The organism is Flagellimonas sediminis (assembly GCF_010500845.1).
In the GTDB taxonomy this organism is placed as follows: domain Bacteria; phylum Bacteroidota; class Bacteroidia; order Flavobacteriales; family Flavobacteriaceae; genus Flagellimonas; species Flagellimonas sediminis.
The window spans coordinates 1-20589 of sequence record NZ_JAAAMI010000007.1; the positions used below are offsets into that span (position 1 = coordinate 1).

The 20589-nt window shown below is 42.2% G+C and carries 20 protein-coding genes and 1 tRNA gene; 11 read left to right on the top strand and 10 right to left on the bottom strand.

The genetic code is table 11. The features are described from left to right. Positions 1–122: 122 nt before the first annotated feature. Positions 123–196, bottom strand: a tRNA-Arg gene (locus GTK07_RS13360). A 63-nt stretch (positions 197–259) separates the two neighbouring features. On the opposite strand from GTK07_RS13360, the gene GTK07_RS13365 reads away from it, so the two are divergent. Continuing rightward, on the top strand, positions 260–772 hold the full coding sequence (locus GTK07_RS13365; RefSeq protein WP_163635756.1) for an adenine phosphoribosyltransferase: 513 nt from the start codon (positions 260–262) through the stop codon (positions 770–772). Here GTK07_RS13365 and GTK07_RS13370 read toward each other — a convergent pair. From GTK07_RS13370 to GTK07_RS13380, 3 genes are all read right to left on the bottom strand, one after another. Further along, entirely contained in the window at positions 769–918 is a 150-nt protein-coding gene (locus tag GTK07_RS13370; RefSeq protein ID WP_163635757.1) for an SsrA-binding protein, read from the bottom strand. The two genes, GTK07_RS13365 and GTK07_RS13370, sit on opposite strands and share 4 nt — an antisense overlap. A gap of 557 nt (positions 919–1475) precedes the next feature. Then, the gene (locus GTK07_RS13375) at positions 1476–3164 is read right to left on the bottom strand and encodes a M56 family metallopeptidase (RefSeq protein WP_163635758.1); all 1689 of its coding nucleotides are present in this window, start codon (positions 3162–3164) and stop codon (positions 1476–1478) included. Beyond that, a complete protein-coding gene (locus tag GTK07_RS13380) occupies positions 3164–3523 on the bottom strand; it encodes a BlaI/MecI/CopY family transcriptional regulator (protein ID WP_163635759.1) in 360 nt (119 codons plus the stop codon). The genes GTK07_RS13375 and GTK07_RS13380 overlap by 1 nt, the downstream gene beginning before the upstream one ends. Before the next feature lie 149 nt (positions 3524–3672). Between GTK07_RS13380 and GTK07_RS13385 the strand changes: the two genes are divergently transcribed. Beyond that, positions 3673–4611 carry a calcium/sodium antiporter gene (locus GTK07_RS13385; RefSeq protein WP_163635760.1) on the top strand — a complete coding sequence of 313 codons (939 nt, stop codon included), beginning with the start codon at positions 3673–3675 and terminating at the stop codon, positions 4609–4611. Between the two features lie 56 nt (positions 4612–4667). Here GTK07_RS13385 and GTK07_RS13390 read toward each other — a convergent pair whose 3' ends face one another. Continuing rightward, positions 4668–5678 (bottom strand): glutamine synthetase beta-grasp domain-containing protein, encoded by a 1011-nt coding sequence (locus GTK07_RS13390; RefSeq protein ID WP_163635761.1) that lies wholly within the window; start codon positions 5676–5678, stop codon positions 4668–4670. A 211-nt stretch (positions 5679–5889) separates the two neighbouring features. Between GTK07_RS13390 and GTK07_RS13395 the strand changes: the two genes are divergently transcribed. The 7 genes from GTK07_RS13395 (at position 5890) to GTK07_RS13425 (ending at position 12811) form a co-directional block, all read left to right on the top strand. Further along, positions 5890–8076 (top strand): glutamine synthetase III family protein, encoded by a 2187-nt coding sequence (locus GTK07_RS13395; RefSeq protein ID WP_163635762.1) that lies wholly within the window; start codon positions 5890–5892, stop codon positions 8074–8076. A 75-nt stretch (positions 8077–8151) separates the two neighbouring features. Then, complete coding sequence (locus GTK07_RS13400; protein WP_163635763.1) at positions 8152–9330, top strand: AIR synthase related protein; 1179 nt, start codon at positions 8152–8154, stop codon at positions 9328–9330. Between the two features lie 45 nt (positions 9331–9375). Continuing rightward, positions 9376–9816, top strand: coding sequence for a QcrA and Rieske domain-containing protein (locus GTK07_RS13405; RefSeq protein WP_163635764.1), 441 nt, complete (start codon positions 9376–9378; stop codon positions 9814–9816). After that, positions 9809–10273, top strand: coding sequence for a thioredoxin family protein (locus GTK07_RS13410; protein WP_313790814.1), 465 nt, complete (start codon positions 9809–9811; stop codon positions 10271–10273). Before GTK07_RS13405 ends, GTK07_RS13410 begins: the two co-directional genes overlap by 8 nt. Further along, on the top strand, positions 10270–11268 hold the full coding sequence (locus GTK07_RS13415; protein WP_163635765.1) for an FAD:protein FMN transferase: 999 nt from the start codon (positions 10270–10272) through the stop codon (positions 11266–11268). The genes GTK07_RS13410 and GTK07_RS13415 overlap by 4 nt, the downstream gene beginning before the upstream one ends. Before the next feature lie 9 nt (positions 11269–11277). Then, a complete protein-coding gene (locus tag GTK07_RS13420; protein WP_163635766.1) occupies positions 11278–11487 on the top strand; it encodes a DUF4266 domain-containing protein in 210 nt (69 codons plus the stop codon). Positions 11488–11497: 10 nt separating this feature from the next. Further along, entirely contained in the window at positions 11498–12811 is a 1314-nt protein-coding gene (locus GTK07_RS13425) for a DUF3570 domain-containing protein (protein WP_417939397.1), read from the top strand. Here the strand turns inward: GTK07_RS13425 and GTK07_RS13430 are convergent. Beyond that, positions 12780–13457 (bottom strand): ATP-binding cassette domain-containing protein, encoded by a 678-nt coding sequence (locus GTK07_RS13430; protein ID WP_163635767.1) that lies wholly within the window; start codon positions 13455–13457, stop codon positions 12780–12782. The genes GTK07_RS13425 and GTK07_RS13430 overlap by 32 nt on opposite strands. A gap of 354 nt (positions 13458–13811) precedes the next feature. On the opposite strand from GTK07_RS13430, the gene prfA reads away from it, so the two are divergent. Next, the gene (gene prfA / locus GTK07_RS13435) at positions 13812–14888 is read left to right on the top strand and encodes a peptide chain release factor 1 (protein WP_163635768.1); all 1077 of its coding nucleotides are present in this window, start codon (positions 13812–13814) and stop codon (positions 14886–14888) included. Between the two features lie 56 nt (positions 14889–14944). Further along, entirely contained in the window at positions 14945–15772 is an 828-nt protein-coding gene (gene pyrF / locus GTK07_RS13440) for an orotidine-5'-phosphate decarboxylase (RefSeq protein ID WP_163635769.1), read from the top strand. Here the strand turns inward: pyrF and GTK07_RS13445 are convergent. From GTK07_RS13445 to GTK07_RS13460, 4 genes are all read right to left on the bottom strand, one after another. Further along, positions 15769–15963, bottom strand: coding sequence for a hypothetical protein (locus GTK07_RS13445; RefSeq protein ID WP_163635770.1), 195 nt, complete (start codon positions 15961–15963; stop codon positions 15769–15771). The genes pyrF and GTK07_RS13445 overlap by 4 nt on opposite strands. Positions 15964–16410: 447 nt before the next feature. Continuing rightward, entirely contained in the window at positions 16411–17112 is a 702-nt protein-coding gene (locus GTK07_RS13450) for a DUF4197 domain-containing protein (RefSeq protein WP_163635771.1), read from the bottom strand. A 127-nt stretch (positions 17113–17239) separates the two neighbouring features. Continuing rightward, entirely contained in the window at positions 17240–19099 is a 1860-nt protein-coding gene (locus tag GTK07_RS13455; protein WP_163635772.1) for a glycoside hydrolase family 13 protein, read from the bottom strand. An 89-nt stretch (positions 19100–19188) separates the two neighbouring features. Then, positions 19189–20541: an MFS transporter gene (locus GTK07_RS13460; protein ID WP_163635773.1), complete on the bottom strand. Its 1353-nt coding sequence runs from the start codon at positions 20539–20541 to the stop codon at positions 19189–19191. Positions 20542–20589 lie beyond the last annotated feature (48 nt).

Genomic DNA, 20589 nt, shown 5'->3' on the forward strand with positions numbered 1-20589 from the left:
AAACAAAGCAGTTCAAACTTTTCGGGTCAACGAAATTTTTGGCACAATCGGTTCGTTTTCAGGTAATTTGAAGGAAATAAAAAACGGGAAATTCCACTCAATTTGTGAAAAATCCCGTTTAGTGACCTCGGCAGGATTCAAACCTGCAACCTTCTGAGCCGTAATCAGATGCGCTATTCAGTTGCGCCACGAGGCCTTTTTAATGGGCTGCAAATATATTTCTTTTTAACTTTATCACAAAACCTTAGCATACAAAATAATGGATTTTGCCTCATACATTCGTGATATAGAAGACTTTCCAAAACCTGGTGTTGTTTTTAAGGACATTACACCTCTTCTTAAGGATCCACAGGTGTTCCAAAAAGCAGGCGAAGCTTTGTTGGGGTTAACTTCCAATATGAAGATTGATAAAGTAGTAGGAGTGGATAGCAGGGGGTTCATTTTTGCGCCACTTTTGGCCTCACGATTGGGTGCTGGGTTTGTCCCTGTGCGAAAATCGGGCAAGCTTCCCTTTAAAACCCTGTCCGAAACCTACGCCTTGGAATATGGAGAGGGTACCTTGGAAATGCATAACGATGCCATCCTGAAGGGAGAAAAGGTACTGGTTCATGATGATGTATTGGCAACGGGTGGAACCGCTAGTGCCGTGTGCAAATTGGTCGAGAAATTGGGTGGGGAAGTGGTGCAGTGCAATTTTTTGATCGAGCTTACTTTTTTGAACGGAGCCGAAAAACTGAACGGTTTCCCTATAAGGGCATTACTTCAATATTAACGTTCATCCAAGGCTTTTGTGGTCACAAAATAACGCCAACCTATAATGGCCAATTGCAATTTGGTCGCCTTGGAGAGGTCCAACCCCTTTTTGGAATAGGAAGGCAGTAATGCCTTATTGATCTTGGCCAGTGTCTTGTAGAGCATGGAATCTTAACTAGACTACAAATATAGTCAGGAAGATACTAATGGTCCCAAACACTGTCCGCCGGTTCCGATAATCCAAAAAAAGGTTGGCCCAAAGCTTGACATATATAGGGAGGTTTAAATAAAAATAACGGCTATGATATGGATGAGGATCATAACGAAAAACTTAACAATTGCGATCATGGTTTGAGTGATTTACTGGTTAAAAAAACAACTATAAACCGGTTATATTTTTTGAAGATATAATGATAAAAGTCAAGCTTCCAAACATTTATGGTTAAATCTATACAATTGCATACAAGATTGTAGTTAAAAAAATGCTTTGCTCCTACGATAGTAATACCATGCCTTGTAAAAAGTTATAAAGTGTAGCCTTAAAATGTAATATCTATTATATATTGATACATTTATAGGGGTGTTTTTAGAGATGTTTTAAAAACCTAGGGACGTTTCGTTTAAAAATGGCCCGTTTTTGGCCTTTTCGTTTTTTTTGGCACAAAAAAAACCGCCAGATTTCTGACGGTTCTTCCTCAAATTTTGGGTTGTTTAAATCGAGTTTAGTCGCCTTTTTTGGTCGTGATCACCACAACCCCGTCCTTGGCTTTTTTGCCGTACTTCTCTATTGCTTCATCTCCTTTTAAAACTTCCATACTTTTAATGGTATCGGGGGAAAGTTTTTTTATCTCCTCGGCTTTCACTTTTTTACCGTCCAGATAATAAAGAGGCTCTTCACCGCCATCGGTATCAATAAAGAAGAAACTGCCATTATTTCCCATGACTTCTATGTCCTCGTCCTCGTCAGAATCTTTAATGATCATTACATGTCCGCCATCTTTTTTTAGACGTTTTACCTTAATTTTTCTGGAGACCTCTCCTTCATCATCGGAAGTTACGAATACAGCAGTTCCCTTCTCGATCTCCATTTCCTCGATTTCATCATCGGATAGTTGTTTGCCATTCCTTATTACAACTCTCTTTGAATCATCTTTTCGAATAACGATTTCTGTATTATCGTCGGTGGTCCAGTGGACTTTGTCACTGTCCATTTTACGGATTTTTATTTTTTTATGCATCATGCTGCCAAAGGATACTAGATTGGCATCATCATCATACAAAACGGCCACAGGATCAATAGGACCATCCGAATTGGTAGTATAGTTTCCACTGAATTTCTCCCCCTTTCCATTCTTGCCGCTAATTTGCAATGAAAGTTCCACAATTTCCCTGTTATCGTTTCGGACCGCTGTGTAGCTAAAGTCGATTCCGTCTTTGGCAAGGTCGCTTTTGATTTTGTCCAGCTCATCGTTGGATGTGTCTTTATCAATGGTAAGTTCCACGGATTTGTCCTCTAATACACTTTCAATACTGTCCCCATTGGTATACTGGTACACATTTTCAATACTGAAACTGACCAGGAAAAGTCCCAACAAGGGCAGCACCAATAGGGTTTTAAAGACACTGATTCTTTTTGATTGATCTTGATTTAACATGACTATTCGTTTTTTGATTAATGAATTATAGAATGAATTGCTAAGCTTGAAATTTTGATGGTCCACAGCTTGTTTCAGCATGAGGTATTGATAATCCTTTTTGCTTTCCGCACTTTTAAGGGTGTGGTGGTCTGCCAAAAATTCCAAATTTTGTTTAATGGCCGGTTTATATAGCCACAATACAGGGTTGAACCAGAATGCGATTTTTAATAGTTCCAATAAAAGGATGTCCAAGGAGTGGAACTGTCGGGCATGCACTTTTTCATGGGCCAATACTGTGTTCAATTCCGTTGGACTGAAAAGTTTTGGATTATAGAATAGGTAGTTGAAAAATGAAAAGGGGGTGATTTTTTTCTCGGTCTCCACATGCAGGTAGGGATGTTCTCGCCACATTTTGGCGTGAGTCGCTAGTTTTTTTAAGGAACCCAGTTGTAGAATGAAGCGCACCATCATTATGGAGGAGACCAATAAATAAAGGGCCAACAAAATATTTTCGAGGGTGAAAGCAGTTTCCGCTGAATTTATCAATGCGTTCCCTTGACTTGCCGCCGAACTGTTTATGATAAGGGGTTTGGTGGCAATAATGGTACGCTGGATCTTGATTAAGGGAAAGGTGAGCGACAATACCAGGCCAGACAGAAGAAACAGCCTGTTTTCGGTAAAAAAGGTATCCCGCTTCAGGAACAGATGGTAAATGGCCAAGAAACCACCGGATATTAGGGCTGATTGGGCCAAATAAATGAACATGGATTCCATTAATTCTTCTTTTCGATTAGGTCTATGATTTCCTTCAATTCTTCCACCGAAATTTTTTCCTCGTTGGCAAAATAGGATACCAAGCTTTTATAGGAATCGTCATAATAATCGGCAATGGCAGCGTTCACATACTTTTTTCGGTAGTTTTCCTTGGTTACGGTAGGAAAGTAGCGATGGGTGTTTCCAAAGGCTTCATGGTCTACAAAGCCTTTTTCCTGAAGGTTCCTAACAATGGTGGAAAGAGTGTTGTAATGGGGTTTTTCTCCCTCAATTTCCTCAAGAATCTCTTTTACGAAGGCTTTTTTCATCTTCCAAAGAATCTTCATTACCTCTTCTTCCTTATTGGTCAATTTTTGCATGTTGCACAGTTTGATGTTCCAAACATAATACTAATAACATAGTTAAACAACTATTTTTATAGTTTGTTAACTATTTTTATAGTTTTAATTTTGAAAGGTTCTTTTCTTAACTGGTAATCTTCCGCTATCTTTATACCAAGTTATATTCTTTGGGAAATCTATTATTTATTGTTTTGGGCCTTGTACTCCTCATATTTGGGGGTAATTGGCTGTTGAAATCGGCTGTGGCCCTCTCCTTGAGGTTGGCCATTCCCAAAATCGTGATCGGTATGACGGTGGTTTCCTTTGCCACCTCCGCCCCTGAACTTATTGTGAGCGTACAAGCCGCCCTTGAAGGTTTTCCTGATCTGGCCTTGGGCAATGTGGTAGGTTCCAATATTGCCAATTTGGGATTGGTGTTGGCCATAACCGTGATCATGGGAAGTATTGATGTGCGGAAAGGGTTTTACGCCACCGATTGGCCCATGATGATGATTGCTTCGTTTCTGTTTTTCGGCTTTATTTATTTTGATGGCGTTCTGCAGCGTTATGAAGGAGTCATGATGGTAACCTTGCTTTTTATTTTCTTGGTCTATTTATTAAGGTACCAAAAGACTGCAGTGGTGGATGAACTGCCAGAAGATGACATAATCTTGCCTTTATATAAGATTGTCCTGTTTTTGGGCGTAGGTGGAGTGGCTCTTTGGGGTGGCTCTGAGCTGCTCATTAGGGGAGCGGTGGGAATGGCCTCAACATTTGGGGTCAGTGACCGCGTCATAGGAATCACCGTGGTCTCTGTCGGGACCAGTATCCCAGAGTTGGCTGCCTCTGTTATCGCAGTATTGAAAAAGGAAAAAGCCATTTCCCTTGGCAACCTGATCGGTTCCAATATTTTTAACTTGCTGGCCGTTTTGGGGCTCACCTCGATCATAACTCCCATAACCGTTATGGATCAGGGATTGTTATCCAGTGATATTTTCTGGATGTTGGGGATATCCTTCTTGATTTTACCTTTGGTATTCTTTCCGAAGGGACTCCGGTTGGGATGGAGGGATGGAATATTGTTGTTGCTGGTCTATGCGGTTTTTGTCTTTATGACCCTAAAATAAAAACCGCCCCAAAGAGCAGGACGGTTTTCATCTATAATCAACAACTAATTTATTTACTATACATCGGCGGATTTAACCGTTTGAATGATACGGGAAGCCACTTTGTATGGGTCAGCGTTAGAAGCAGGTCTTCTGTCTTCCAGCCAACCTTTCCATCCTTTTTCTACGGTCATGATAGGAATCCTGATAGAGGCACCCCTGTCAGAAACACCATATTTGAAATCGTGGATGGAAGCGGTTTCATGCTTACCGGTCAAACGCTGATCGTTGTATGCGCCGTAAACGGCAATGTGCTCAGCGGTAACAGGTCTGAAGGCTTCACAAATTTTCTCATAGATTTCTTTGGAACCACAGGTTCTCAAAGTGGTGTTGGAGAAGTTGGCATGCATACCAGAACCATTCCAATCTCCTTTAATAGGTTTTGGATGGTATTCAATGTAATAGCCATAATCCTCGGTCAATCTGTCCAAAAGATAACGTGCGGCCCAAACCTGGTCACCAGCGGTTTTACCACCTTTGGCAAAAATCTGGAATTCCCACTGTCCGCAGGCAACTTCTTGGTTGATACCCTCAAAATTGATTCCAGCTTCCAAACACATATCGGCATGACGCTCAACCAATTCCCTTCCGTGGGTATTTTTACCACCTACAGAGCAATAGTACATACCTTGGGGTCCTGGGTAACCGTTGATTGGGAAACCAAGCGGCAGCTGGGTCCTGGTGTCCATGATAAAATATTCCTGCTCGAATCCGAACCAAAAATCGTCATTTTCATCATCGATAGTGGCTCTTGAATTGCTTTCATGCGGAGTTCCGTCAGGGTTCAAAACCTCGGCGATTACCAAATAACCATTGATCCTTCCCGGGTCTGGGAAAATGGCAACCGGCTTTAACAAGCAATCTGAAGAACCTCCCTCTGCTTGTTCCGTGGAACTTCCGTCGAATGACCAAATTGGACAATCCTCCAACTTTCCGCTAAAATTGTCTTCAATCTTTGTTTTGCTCCTCATGTTGGCGGTAGGTTGATAACCGTCCAACCAGATATACTCTAATTTTGATTTGCTCATAATTCTGGTAGTTAATTGTTCTCAAAAGTAATGAGACACAAAAATAATTTTTTCATTTAATTATGAATGTTTTAAGGGGGTAAAATCACAAACTTCCCTTTATTATTTATATTACCCCTGTTTTAGTGGGGGATCTGTGAAAAAAAAGTAAATTTTACCTCTTATATTATTAAATTGTTAATTGTAGTTTTGGAGTTTAAACCATTTAGAAATGCCAAAGATCAGATTTCAAGCTTTGGAACAAAGCAGAAGAAGAGAGCATACTACGATAAGTGAATCCGGTAAAAGATCGGAGCTGTTCGGCAAGAATGTTTTCAATGAAGAGAAAATGCTCCAGTTTTTGACCAGGGAGGCTTTTGATAATGTAAAATCCGCCATATTCCAAGGCAATAAAATTGACAGGAAAATAGCCGATCAAGTGGCCGAGGGTATGAAGGCATGGGCATTATCCATGGGAGCTACACATTATACCCACTGGTTTCAGCCCTTGACGGGAGCCACAGCTGAAAAACACGATGCATTTTTTGATATACTACCTAACGGTCGTGCCATGGAAAAGTTTGGAGGCGCCCAATTGGTACAACAGGAACCCGATGCATCCAGTTTTCCCAGCGGCGGCATCCGAAACACATTTGAAGCACGCGGTTATACTGCTTGGGACCCGACCTCTCCTGCATTTATTTATAAGACAACCCTCTGTATCCCTACCATTTTTGTGGCTTATACAGGAGAGGCTTTGGACAATAAAGCGCCATTGTTGAGGGCATTGCATGCCATTGATCAGGCAGCGACAGGGGTGGCACAATATTTTGATAAGAACGTCCGAAAAGTACATGCCACTTTGGGATGGGAACAGGAATATTTTTTGATCGACAAGGCCTTGGTCAAATCCCGAATAGATCTTTCCACTACAGGGAGAACTTTGGTGGGAAGTTTTTCCGCCAAGGGACAACAATTGGATGATCATTATTTTGGTGTGATTCCACCGAGGGTCTTGAGCTTTATGAGCGATTTGGAAAAGGAGTGCACCCAATTGGGCATTCCTGTAAAAACAAGGCATAACGAGGTGGCACCCAACCAGTTTGAGCTAGCTCCCGTTTTTGAAGAGGCCAATCTTTCCGTTGATCATAACCTATTGTTGATGGATGTGATGGAAGAGATTGCAGACCGTCATAATTTTTCCGTGCTTTTCCATGAAAAACCTTTTGCAGGCATCAATGGATCGGGCAAGCATAACAACTGGTCCTTGGCCACCGATACCGGGGTAAACCTGCTCAGTCCTGGTACCACGCCCATGAAAAATCTTCAGTTTTTAACCTTTTTCGTGAACACCATCAAGGCGGTGGACACTTATGAGGAATTGCTCCGGGCATCAATAGCATCAGCCAGTAATGACCACCGTTTGGGAGCCAATGAGGCACCACCACCCATCATTTCCATATTTATAGGAAAGCAACTGAATGATGTACTTGACGAGTTGGAAGGGGTTTCCAAAGGAAAACTGTCACCAGAGGAAAAAACGGAACTCAAACTGAATGTGGTGGGCAAGATTCCCGAAATTTTGTTGGACAATACCGATCGTAACCGTACCTCGCCTTTTGCATTTACCGGGAATAAATTTGAAATGAGGGGAGTGGGTTCCAAGATGAATTGCGCCAAACCCATGACCATTCTCAATACTATTGTGGCCAAACAGCTCACCGACTTTAAAAAGGAAGTGGATGCATTGATAGATAAGAAAAAGTTGAAAAAAGACGAGGCCGTTTTCAATGTGCTTCGCGAATACATCAAAACATGCAAACGAATCAGGTTTGAAGGGGATGGCTACGGAATGGAATGGCAGGAAGAGGCACGTCGACGTAAGTTGAGCATCAATAAAAACACTCCTGAGGCCCTGCAAGTGATCACCAGCAAAGAAAGTGTGGCCCTTTTCAAGGAAATGGATGTGATGAACGAGGTGGAACTGACCGCTCACCAGGATGTAGAACTTGGGGCCTATATCTTTCATATTCAGATAGAAGGGCGCGTGTTGGGTGAAATGGTATATAGCCACATCATCCCGGCCGCGGTAAAGTATCAAAATCTTTTATTGGAAAACATAAACGGACTCAGGGAAGTGTACGGTGCTGCCCATAAAAAAGTGGCCGAGGCCCAACTCAACATCTTGGAACAGATCGGGGAGCACATCATCGAGATCAAAAAACTTACCGATGAAATGACCGATGCCAGAAAACGGGCCAATAGTATGTCTATGCGGAACAAAAAGGCCCAGGCCTATTGCAATAACGTAAAACCTTATTTTGATTCGATACGGGAACAGTCCGATGCTTTGGAGAAATTGATAGCCGACGAATTCTGGCCGTTTACCAAATACAGGGAAATGCTTTTTTCCAAATAAAGGTTTTGGTTGAAAAGAGGTGGTTTAGTACCCATAATTTGAAGGGTTTCCGTTATTTTTGCCCAAAGCTAATTTATGTCGTCCGACTCCAGTAAAAGATATGCGCAACGAGGTGTTTCGGCCTCCAAGGAAGATGTTCACAATGCCATCAAGAATATTGATAAAGGTCTTTTTCCCAAGGCTTTCTGTAAAATAGTGCCCGATTTTCTCACCGGAAGCGAAGACCATTGTTTGGTCATGCATGCCGATGGTGCAGGTACAAAATCATCCTTGGCCTACATGTATTGGAAGGAAACTGATGATATTTCGGTATGGAAGGGAATTGCGCAGGACGCTCTGATTATGAACGTGGACGACCTGATCTGTGTAGGGGCGACCGAAAATATTATGCTGTCCTCTACCATAGGTAGAAATAAAAATTTGGTGCCCGGCGAGGTGATATCCGCCATCATCAACGGTACTGAGGAGCTGATTTCGGACTTGGGCCAACATGGGATTACCATCCATTCCACAGGAGGTGAAACAGCCGATGTGGGCGACTTGGTCAGAACCATCATTGTGGACTCCACTGTTACGGCCCGTATGAAACGCAGTGAGGTTATAGACAATGCCAATATCAATCAAGGGGATGTGATCGTTGGGTTGGCATCATACGGCCAGGCAACTTATGAGAGTGGGTACAATGGGGGTATGGGTAGTAATGGACTTACCTCTGCCCGCCATGACGTTTTCGGAAAATATCTGGCCAAAAAATACCCCGAAAGTTACGATGCTTCGGTCCCAGAGGAATTGGTGTATTCTGGCCAAACGAAGTTAACGGATTCTGTGCCGGGAGCACCCTTGGATGCGGGGAAATTGGTATTGTCACCTACTAGGACCTATGCCCCGATCATCAAGAAAATCCTATCAAAATATACTTCTGAAGATATCCACGGAATGGTACATTGCAGTGGAGGTGCCCAGACCAAAATTTTGCACTTTGTGGACCGTTTCCATATCGTCAAGGACAACATGTTCCCAATACCACCTTTGTTCAAATTGATACAGGAACAATCCGGTACCGATTGGAAGGAAATGTACCAAGTCTTCAACTGTGGGCATCGGATGGAAATCTATGTAAATGAGCACGTTGCGGAGGATGTCATCTCCATTTCGAAAAGTTTTGATGTGGATGCCCGGATTATTGGTAGGGTAGAGCCTTCCGAAACCAAAAAATTGACTATCCAAAGCGAGTACGGCAAGTTTGAATATTAGCATACGAATCTTCCTGAAATAGCGTTTTATTATAAACCTCAAGCTATGGAAAGAAAGGAATTTTTGAGGAGTTTGGGTGCTGGTGCAGCGTTCGCCCTAGCTTTTCCCTGTCTGCAAGGATGTTCCAAGGACGAAGCCAACGGGAATATTGTGGAAGAGCCTACAGGTGTTGATTTTACTGTCGACCTAAATGCAGCCGAAGCGGCGAACTTGGCCAATAACGGTGGCTTTATCTTGAAAAATTTGGTGGTGATAGCCAAAAATCTGGAAGGTGAATTTATAGCCGCAAGCCAAGTATGTAGCCATGAATCCTATGACCAGGTTCGATTTGTGAACCAAAGTGGAGGCATATTTTATTGCGATGTGCATGGTTCCCGTTTTGATCAAGATGGTACGCCTTTGAACCAAGTGGACAGCGCACCCGCCAAGGCCATAAAAGTGTACAACACCGAGTTGAACGGTTCCATACTTCGGATTTATGAGTAAACCTTTTTGTCCCGAATCCATGAAAAAGATATTGTTCCTACTATTATTGGTTTTGGCCACTACGCTTCAGGCCCAAGAATGGCAGTCTAGTTTTTCGGATGCCATTTCCAAAGCCACGGAAGAGAATAAACCCATTGTTTTGGTGTTTTCCGGGTCGGATTGGTGTGCGCCCTGCATCCGATTGAAGAAGCATATTTTTGATAGCGATGAGTTTAAAGCATATGCTTCGGAACATTATGTGCTGTACAATGCCGACTTTCCCAGAAAGAAGCAAAACCAACTTCCAGAACCTTTGATGGCCACAAATAAATCCCTGATCGAGAGGTATAACCCGAAGGGTTATTTTCCCTTGGTGGTGGTTTTGGATAAAAATGAAAAAGTATTGGGAGAAACAGGTTTTGTGGCCCGTTCTACACCCGAAAAATATATTGCGACCCTCAATAAGTTCATCAAATGAAAAAGCTATTTGCTCTTTTGTTCAGCCTCTTCTGTATGCTGTCCCAAGGGCAGATGCTTCAGAAAGATGTGACCGTCAGAAAAGTCCTGAAGTTGATGGGAACCCGGTTCGAGATTACCGTGGTTGCCCCCAATGAGGAAATAGGCTACATCAATATAGATTTGGCCGTTTCTGAAATTGAGCGCATCGAAAAAATCATCTCTTCGTGGGATGAAAACTCCGAAACCTCATTGATCAATAAAAATGCAGGCATAAAACCTGTAAAGGTAAGTCCCGAACTTTTTGGACTAATAGAACGCTCTATAAAGATTTCTGAGATTACCGATGGAGCTTTTGATATCACGTATGCGTCCATGGACAATATTTGGAAGTTTGATGGCACCATGACCGCTCTTCCATCCAAGGAAGAGATTCAAAAATCCATTGCCAAGATCGGATTTCAAAAAATTGTTCTGGATCCTGAAAAGGAAACGGTTTTTTTGCCCGAACCCGGTATGCGGATAGCATTTGGAGCCATCGGGAAAGGATATGCCGCGGATCGTGCCAAAGAACTATTGGTTTCAAAGGACGTGAAAGGGGGTATCATCAACGCATCCGGGGATTTGACCACTTGGGGAACCAAGGTTACGGGGGAAAAATGGTTGGTAGGTATTGCCAATCCTTTGAGCAAGGATAAGGTGTTCAGTTGGTTGCCGATCATAGAGTCATCCGTGGCCACTTCAGGCAATTATGAAAAATTCGTGACCTTGAACGGTAAAAAATATTCCCATATCATCGATCCTAGAACCGGTTATCCCACTTCGGGAATCAGCAGTGTATCCATTTTTGCCAAGCAGGCGGAACTTTGTGATGCCCTGGCGACGGCCGTTTTCATTATGGGAAAGGATGTTGGGCTTCATATGATCAACCAAATTGATGGGGTAGAGGCTGTGGTGGTGGACTCCGAAAATAAAATTCACAAGACCACTGGTATTATGTTTGAAGTGAATCCGTAAATTTACGACATGCGAAAACCTCTCTTCTTATTGCTCCTTCTGATTTCTTCGAGTTCTTGCGTGGCCGTTCGGGAGTATGACAAGGTCTACCTGAACGATGTGGAAATGCAATTGGGGGCCAGGGCCAATGAACGTTTCGAAACCAATTTCCATATCTACAGGGAAGCGTCCTCAGGTGCCAATGGAGGTAAAACAGGTGGTGGTTGTGGCTGTAACTAACTCGATAATCATGAAGGGCAAGCCACAACAAATCAAAAGCATATCCTTTTTAGGAAATGTTCTGTTCGTGGTTTTCTTGTTGATGGGAGCCTTCGTTTTTGCCCAACAGAATGATACTTCTTACCAAAAGCGGGTGTTGGAGACCAGTGAGGTTGATTTGTTGTTCAGCTATTACAACCAAGATGGAACCCATGCGGCCGTTACAGGTGGGGAAGGTACGGAGGAACTGACCGATGCCACTTCAACCATTGTGTTGCGCATGCCCATGAACGAGGATGATGTGTTGACCATAGATGTTGGGCTTTCAGCCTATACTTCGGCATCTTCCAGTAACATCAATCCGTTGGATGGAGGCATCAATGTAACCCCTTTTGATGCTTCTTCTGGAGAATCCAGGAAGGATTTGTTGGCTTACATCAATCCAACGTATTCCCACAGTTCTGAAGATCGAAACACCATTTGGAGTGCAAATGCCTATGTGTCCTCTGAATACGATTATTTTTCTATCGGTTTTGGCGGTAGCTATACCAAATTGTTTAATGAGAAGAACACTGAAATCTCGTTGAGTGGAAAAGTGTTTTTGGATAAGTGGAACCCTGTCTACCCTATTGAGCTTCGGGAAGGTTTTTTCGATAATCGCATCACAGGAAACGGAACGTATGATCCCATTTTTTCTGAATTCGATAAGGAAACAAGAAACTCCTATTCCTTGTCCTTGAGCTTTTCCCAAATTCTCTCTGAAAAACTGCAAGGAGCACTGTTTTTGGATTTGGTTTCCCAAAATGGATTGCTCAGCACGCCTTTTCAAAGGGTTTATTTTGCTGATTTTGAGGATTTTTATATCGATGATTTTCAATTGGCGGACAACGTGGAGCAATTACCGGATACAAGGTTGAAGGTGCCTTTCGGAGGTCGATTGAACTATTACCTGAACGATTTGGTCGTGTTGCGTACCTATTATCGCTACTATTGGGATGATTGGGGCATAACCTCCCATACGGCAAGTGTGGAAGTGCCGTTCAAAGTTACCGATAAATTTACGCTGTACCCAACCTATCGTTATTACACCCAAACCGCAGCAGATTATTTTTATCCGAAGGAAGTTGCGCTTTCTTCCTACTCCTTCTATACCTCGGACTATGACCTATCCGGTTATGATGCCCATCAATATGGCATGGGCATACAGTATCGGGATATTTTCACTACGGCACGCGTGCTTAATTTTGGTTTGAAGACCGTTGATCTGCGTTTCAGCCAGTACGATCGCAGTGATGGCCTAAATGCGTTCATCATCACTTTGGGAACCACTTTTGTTGGGAATTAGAAGGTAAATACCCTTCGTAGATTAACTCATCTATATTACTGATTACCTTGGAGCAACCGTTTTTCAACAAATATATGTTGTCACTTATATTCAAGATGTGCTCATAAGAGTGGTCGGTAATCAAGATTATTTTATTTGACCTTTGAGCCTTGATCAATGACTTTATTTTATCAACATAAATAGGAGCTATAAAAGAAAAAGGCTCATCCAATAAAATAATATCATGGTCGCTCTTTAAAATCAAGAAGGTTTCAACGAGTCTTAATTCACCGCTTGAAAGTTGATGGGTGTAGAATTTCTCATAGTCTTTAAATCCATCAAAATGATCAATAAATTTATCCCAGTCAATATTAAATAGTTTGAATGCCGTTTTAAGTTTAATTTGAATTGGCAATAATCTATGTTGCGGTAGATATGCGATTCTGTTTGTTGAAAAAAATGGTTTTTTAATGCTTTGGCCATTAATTCGAATCGATTTGTATTTTGGTGGTAAACTGCCATATATGATATTTAGCAGTGAGGTTTTGCCTGAACCATTTCTTCCCATTATGCCAGTAACCGAGCCCGATAGTGCTTTAAGGTAAATACCTGACAATATTTTCTTGGTTCCATAATTCAGTTCTATGCTATCAACCTCTAAGACCATAAAAAGAAGGACCAATAGATTAAAAGAGTTAGAAGTGTATCATAAGTAAAGGATAGAAGGAAAAGGTGTCCCGTTGTTAGGCCAAAATTTTGATAAAATACCAATTCCCTTCTGAATTTAGGGTCCAAAAATTTTAAGAAATAGGATCCTAAAAGCATCAACTTAATTATCAAGACAGTTGACAAGTGCGATCCAATTACAAAGAGAATTGTACATAGTATCGTAGAAACAAGAAAGAGTGACCTGTAAAACAAGAAAGTGAGAATGTAGGTTTTAGGACGGAACAATGCATGCATGGTATTTACTAAATGTACAAATTAATCGTAAATTCGCAGTCTTAAGGAGGACAGGTTTATGCTAGACAAACTGAATATCGTAAAGCAACGTTTTGACGAGGTTTCCGATTTGATCATTCAGCCAGATGTAATCGCCGATCAGCAGCGTTACATCAAATTGAACAAGGAATATAAGGACCTTAAGGTCCTTGCCGCAAAACGTGATGAATATGTAACACTCACCCATAATTTACAGGAAGCGGAGGAGATCATTTCTGATGGAAGTGATCCAGAAATGGTGGAGATGGCCAAAATGCAGATGGACGAGGCCAAAAGTGCCTTGCCCAAATTGGAGGAAGAAATCAAGTTTTTATTGATTCCCAAGGATCCCGAAGATGCCAAGGATGTGGTAATGGAAATCCGCGCCGGAACGGGTGGGGACGAGGCTAGTATTTTTGCCGGTGACCTCTTCCGAATGTATTCCAAATATTGTGAATCCAAGGGATGGAAAACCAATGTTATTGACCTTAACGAAGGAACCAGTGGCGGGTACAAGGAAATCCATTTTGAGGTTTCCGGTGAGGATGTGTATGGTACGCTGAAATTTGAGGCAGGGGTGCACCGTGTACAACGTGTTCCGCAAACAGAAACACAAGGAAGGGTTCATACCAGTGCCGCAACCGTGATGGTAATCCCGGAAGCTGAGGAATTTGATGTGCATATTGAACCCAAGGATGTCCGAATCGATTTCTTCTGTTCATCAGGACCTGGTGGACAGTCGGTGAACACCACCTACTCCGCGGTACGTTTGACCCACCTTCCTACTGGGATTGTGGCTCAATGTCAGGATGAAAAATCGCAGCACAAGAACAAGGATAAGGCCTTTAGGGTACTGCGAGCCAGGTTGTACGATATGGAGTTGGCCAAAAGACAGGCCGAGGATGCTGCAAAACGGAATTCACAGGTAAGCAGTGGTGACCGTTCAGCCAAGATTCGCACCTATAACTATCCCCAAGGTAGGGTAACCGACCATAGAATTGGATTGACCCTTTATGATTTGCAAAACATCATGAACGGGGATATCCAAAAAATCATCGACGAGTTGATGTTGGTTGATAATACCGAAAAACTAAAAGAGGCTTCGGAGATTTTCTAAGCCTTTGTTTTGTGAAATAGATTTCTCTGGCCGAGCCAAGTCGAGAACCGTTTAGCATGAAGATAGAACACCTTGTTGCCGAAATACGAAAAAAGAAATCCTTTCTATGCGTGGGATTGGACACGGACCTGGAAAAGATTCCGGAACATCTTCTGAAAGAAGAAGATCCCATTTTTGCGTTCAATAAGGCGATTATTGATGCTACCCATCAATATTGTGTGGCCTACAAACCCAATATTGCCTTTTATGAGGCATATGGTTTACCTGGATGGAAATCCTTGGAGCGTACCATGGAATACTTGAATGCCGACTATCCTGAAATATTCACGATTGCCGATGCCAAACGGGGCGATATTGGGAACACTTCCACCCGTTATGCCAAGGCCTTTTTTGAAACCATGGATTTTGATTCCATCACCATTACGCCTTATATGGGAAAGGATTCGGTGGAACCGTTTTTGGAATTTGAGGATAGGCACACCATTTTGTTGGCATTGACATCCAATGAAGGTGCTTTCGACTTTCAAACCAAAAAACTGGAAGGAGAGGAACTGTATAAAAAAGTATTGAAGACCTCCAAGACCTACAAGGGCTCTGAACGGTTGATGTATGTGGTAGGGGCGACCAAGGCCACCTATTTGCAGGAAATAAGGGAAATTATCCCGGAAAGTTTTTTATTGGTCCCTGGAGTAGGGGCGCAAGGAGGTAGTTTGCAAGACGTGTGCAAATACGGGATGACCAAAAACGTTGGGTTGTTGGTCAATTCTTCGCGCGGCATATTGTACGCCTCCGCGGGAAGCGACTTCGCGCAAATAGCTGCTGTTAAAGCGGAAGAAATCCAAAAGGAAATGGAACACGAGCTTGAAAGGTATTTCCTGTCTTAGGATAGACTTTCCAATACTTTTTTGATTCCTTGAGCTTTTCTTTTGAAGAATTCGCCCAAGCGTGTATCTACATGGGCAACCTCGGCGGCTTTCGCTATAAAATTGTTGTACATCACTTCCAAAACGGAAATGGCTTCACTTCCACTGGTGATCGGGGTTACGGTTCCGACTCTGCAATATTGATTGTTCATGATTTCCAAGATTTGTTAATATCAAAGATACGTTGAAATGCTGCCCATGGATTATGGCTTGGAGCGGTATACATCTAGAAATCAGGTCTTTTATCTAAAATTTAACGTATGAGGTCCAAAATGGGATTTATTCCTACAATGGGTTAGGATAGAATTAACGTACGCAAAATGGCTGGCACCAACTAAGAAATAGTCGTGGGAGTGGAAACAAGTTTGTTCAAAAAGGAGATTGGGAAAGAAGGAAACATAAAAAAAGCCAGTGGGAACACTGGCTTTTTAACTAACTAACTCAAAAAAATGCTAACTCAGATAACTCGTTACAAAATTCTCTTTAAACCTTCATGTCAAGGTTAACTTAACTTTAGGTTTTTGTTATAATTATTTCATTTCATTGAGTATATAACGGAGATGTTTTCAACTTATTGCATTATTCAAAAAAAATTATAATTAATCCTGCAAAGCAAACACTTTTTTTAACAGATCTGTTGTTCGAGACGAAACTTTTGTCCTAATTTCCTTTTCTTCTACAGCGATCATGGTGTACACTCCGGACAAGGCTTGATTCGTGGTATAATCAGTTAGATCTGGGTTTACGTCATTGGTCAGGGGTAAGTTGTTGTACTTGGTGATGATGTTGGTCCAGATCTTATCGGCGCCCACTTTTTGGAACGAATTCTTAATAATGGGGTTGAATTTATTGTACAGCTGTGTCTTGGTGGCCTGTTGTAAATATTGGGTGGCGGCATTATCGTTCCCCAACAAAATCTGCTTGGCATCGTTGAATGTGATGCCTTTTACTGCGTCTACAAAAATAGGAGTGGCTTCTCCTACCGCATCTTCCGCAGCCCTGTTCAATATTTTCAGACCTTCATCCGCTAGGCTTGATAATCCAATATCCCGCAAGGTTTTATCTACTTTTTGAAGCTCTTCGGGCAATAAAATCTTGACCAATTCATTTTTGAAGAATCCGTTTTCAAGGGCCAGTTTGTTCACCTGTTTTTCAATGCCCATGTTCAAAGCTTCGCGCAAACCTTGGGCAATTTCCGCATTCCCTATTCCAGTTCCTTGGGGCAATTGGTTTACAACTTGTTGTAGTTCGGCACATCCTGCCAATTGGAAAAGTAGAATGAAGGCTAGTATTCGTTTCATGATAAATCTTTTTGGTTAAGGTGAAATTACTGCGAAACCATCAAAGGACGACTTGGTTCTTCTATTTTTTAGATAAAATCACGCACATCTTTTTTGTTAAAGATGACTGTTGAATGCAAACTTGGAGTTAATTCAGTTCCAATACCAAGCTCGATTTTGCCTTTATTTCCAACATGGTACCTAGTGAAACTGTTTCACCCGTAATGGCGTTTTTACCATTTTGATGATTTTGAATCCCTTCTTTAAACCGGGTCATATCAACTTGTTGGTCTTTAATGGAATTGTTCAATACCACCATTACTGTTTCCTGTGGCTTGTCTGGAAAATACCTGAAGTACACATAAACATTGTCCGTAGGAGAAAAGTGAAGGGTCTTTCCTTTGTGGATTACCGATTTACTTTTACGCCAGTTCAACAGTTTTTTGGAATAGTTGAAATATGCTTTTTGATTTTCAGTCCTTCCCGATTCCAAGAAAGCATTTTGCGGATCGTCCGGCCATCCCCCGGGAAAATCTCTTCGGATATCCCCATCTCCCTTGCTTTTTTCACCTAACACCCCGATTTCGTCTCCATAATAAATTTGGGGAATTCCCCTCAAAGTTGCCAGTAGAGAGATGGCTAATTTATACTTGTCCAGATCCCCGTCAAAAGCCTGATTGATGCGATTTACATCATGGTTGCCCATCATGATCAAAAGGTTGTTGATGTTCGGATAGAGAAAATCCAACGTTAAATGATCATAAACCTTAAAGAGTCCATCGCCCCAATTCTGTTCTGATTGATTAAATACTTCAGGGAAAATATCGTACAAGGGAAAATCCATCACCGAAGGCAAATTGGAATTGAAACTTTGGATAGCACCAATAGCGCTGTCTTTTTGCCAAAATGCGATATGGGGCGTTTCGTGCATAAAAATCTCTCCAACAATATTCAAGTTGGGGTATTCTTCCATCACCCGAGTAACCCATTCGGTAATGCCTTCTTTATCATTGTAGGGATAGGTATCTACCCGCATACCATCCAAATTGGCATTCTCGATCCACCAAATGGCATTTTGCACCAAATAATTGACTACCATGGGATTGCTTTCATTCATATCCGGCATGGTGTAATCGAACCAACCGTCCATGCATCCTTTGGCATCATATGTTGATGCATACGGATCTATTTGGCTGGTTTGGATGTAATTGCTTCGTTTAAAACCGTTTTCACCGCCTTCCCAATAATGCAACCAATCTTGGGCTGGCAAATCCTGAATTAGCCAATGGCTAAGACCCCAATGATTGGGTACATAATCCATAATGTGTTTCATGCCACGCTGATGCAATTCTTCTGTCAGGCGGATAAAATCCTCATTACTGCCATAACGCGGATCCATTTGGTAGAGGTCGCTGCAGGCGTATCCGTGATAAGAATAGGTCTTTTCGTTATCCAAGGTCAGCGGAGTGCTCCAAAGTGTAGTGGCCCCTAGCTCATCAATATAATCAAGATGATCGATAATCCCTTGGATGTCTCCCCCGTGCCTGCCGCCTTGATCACTTCGATTGGTGAGTTCGATGGTTTTGGGATGACTGTCATTTGAGGGGTCTCCGTTGGCAAACCTATCTGGCATTAAAAGATAGATTACATCCGAAGAATCAAAGCCTTTTCGGTCTGCAGAGCCTTCCCTTCGTTCAAGGAATTTGTAATCCATGGTTGAGATGGTTCGCTTTCCCTTTTTGAACTTTATTTTGTAGCTGCCTGGTTGTAAATTTTTGGTATCCAAAGTGATAAACAGGTAATTCGGGTTTTCAGTCTTTTCAATTTTTTTGATGGTAATTTCTGGAGTGAATTCCGGTTGAAGGTCACTGATTTGATTGCCATGAACCAAGACCTGAATTTCAGGATTTTTCATACCTGTCCACCAAAAAGGGGGCTCTATACGTTGCACTTGGCCCATGCTGCTGGTCAAGACCATCAACATCAATATTGAAATGTTGTATTTCATGTGTTTGAATATTTAATGAGCCAATTTCAAGTTTGAAAAAGGGTCAGTTTTTTTAGGTAACAATTTTTTGAAGAGGGGATAAATCCCAATTAAATGCTTACGACTTCGTCATCTTTGTCATCCACCCTCGCCACCAAAAGCGCAGCGATCAAAAAGGAAATCCCACTTGTTACGAGGGCAAAAATGGGTTGTTCGTTATATAGGTATTTCACCATGGGTCCACCGATCAAAGCATTTATGATTTGGGGAATCACAATGAAGAAATTAAAAATACCCATATAAACACCCATTTTTTGTGGAGGAATGGAGCCGGCAAGAATAGCGTAGGGCATGGCCAGAATACTCGCCCATGCCACCCCGATTCCTATCATGGAAAGGATCAGCCAATTTTCATCCGGCATAATGTAAATGGATAAAAACCCAAATGCACCAATAATTAAGGATATGGCATGTGTTTTCTTACGCCCTACTTTTTTGGCTATTGCAGGAAGAAAGAAGGCAAAAATTGCCGAAACACCATTATAGATCCCGAACAGGATGCCCAACCAATCCCCTGCATTTTGATACGCCATACTCTGGTTGTCATTGGGATCCAGGCCATAAATGTGTTGCGCAATGGCCGGAAGGGAAAAAACCCAAAGACCAAATAGCCCAAACCAGGAAAAAAATTGCACCCAGCTCAATTGTCGCATGGTACGGGGCATTTTTCTGAAATCCGTAAAAATGTCGCTAAGTTTACCGGGAGCTTCTTCAATAGTTGCAGCACCTTCCGCTTGATGCAATTGGGCCATTTCTTCCGGGGTGTATTCCTTGGTAGTGAATACCGTGACCAAGACACTGGTGATGAGTACAATGGCACCTATAACAAATGAAAGCAAAAGGTTAAAAGGTACTTCACCAACTCCTGCGGTGTTTTCCAGTCCGATCCAATTGGTCAATACATAGGGCAACCAAGAACCTACCACTGCACCTATTCCGATGAGAACGGTTTGGAGGCTATAACCCAGGGTGCGTTGGTCAGAGGGTAAAATATCCGCGATCAAGGCCCGAAATGGTTCCATGGCCACATTAAACGATGCATCCATAATCATAAGCATTCCAGCACCTACCCAAAGAGCTGGCATAAAGGCAGTGAACATATCCGCATTGGGCATTAAAACAAGTCCCAATGAGGCCAGAAGGGCTCCAGTAAGGAAATATGGCCGTCTTCGTCCCAAGCGGTTCCATGTCTTGTCGCTGTAATGTCCAATAATGGGTTGCACAATGAGTCCGGTGAGGGGCGCTACGATCCAGAACCAAGATAGTTCATGGACATCGGCCCCAAAAATTTGAAGAATTCTACTGGCGTTGGCATTTTGAAGGGCAAAGCCCATTTGAATACCAAGAAATCCGAAACTAAGGTTCCAAATTTGCCAAAAATTTAATCGACGCTTTTCAAACATGTTGGGTAATCGAGAATAAACAACCGAATTAGTAAAGGTTTGATTGTC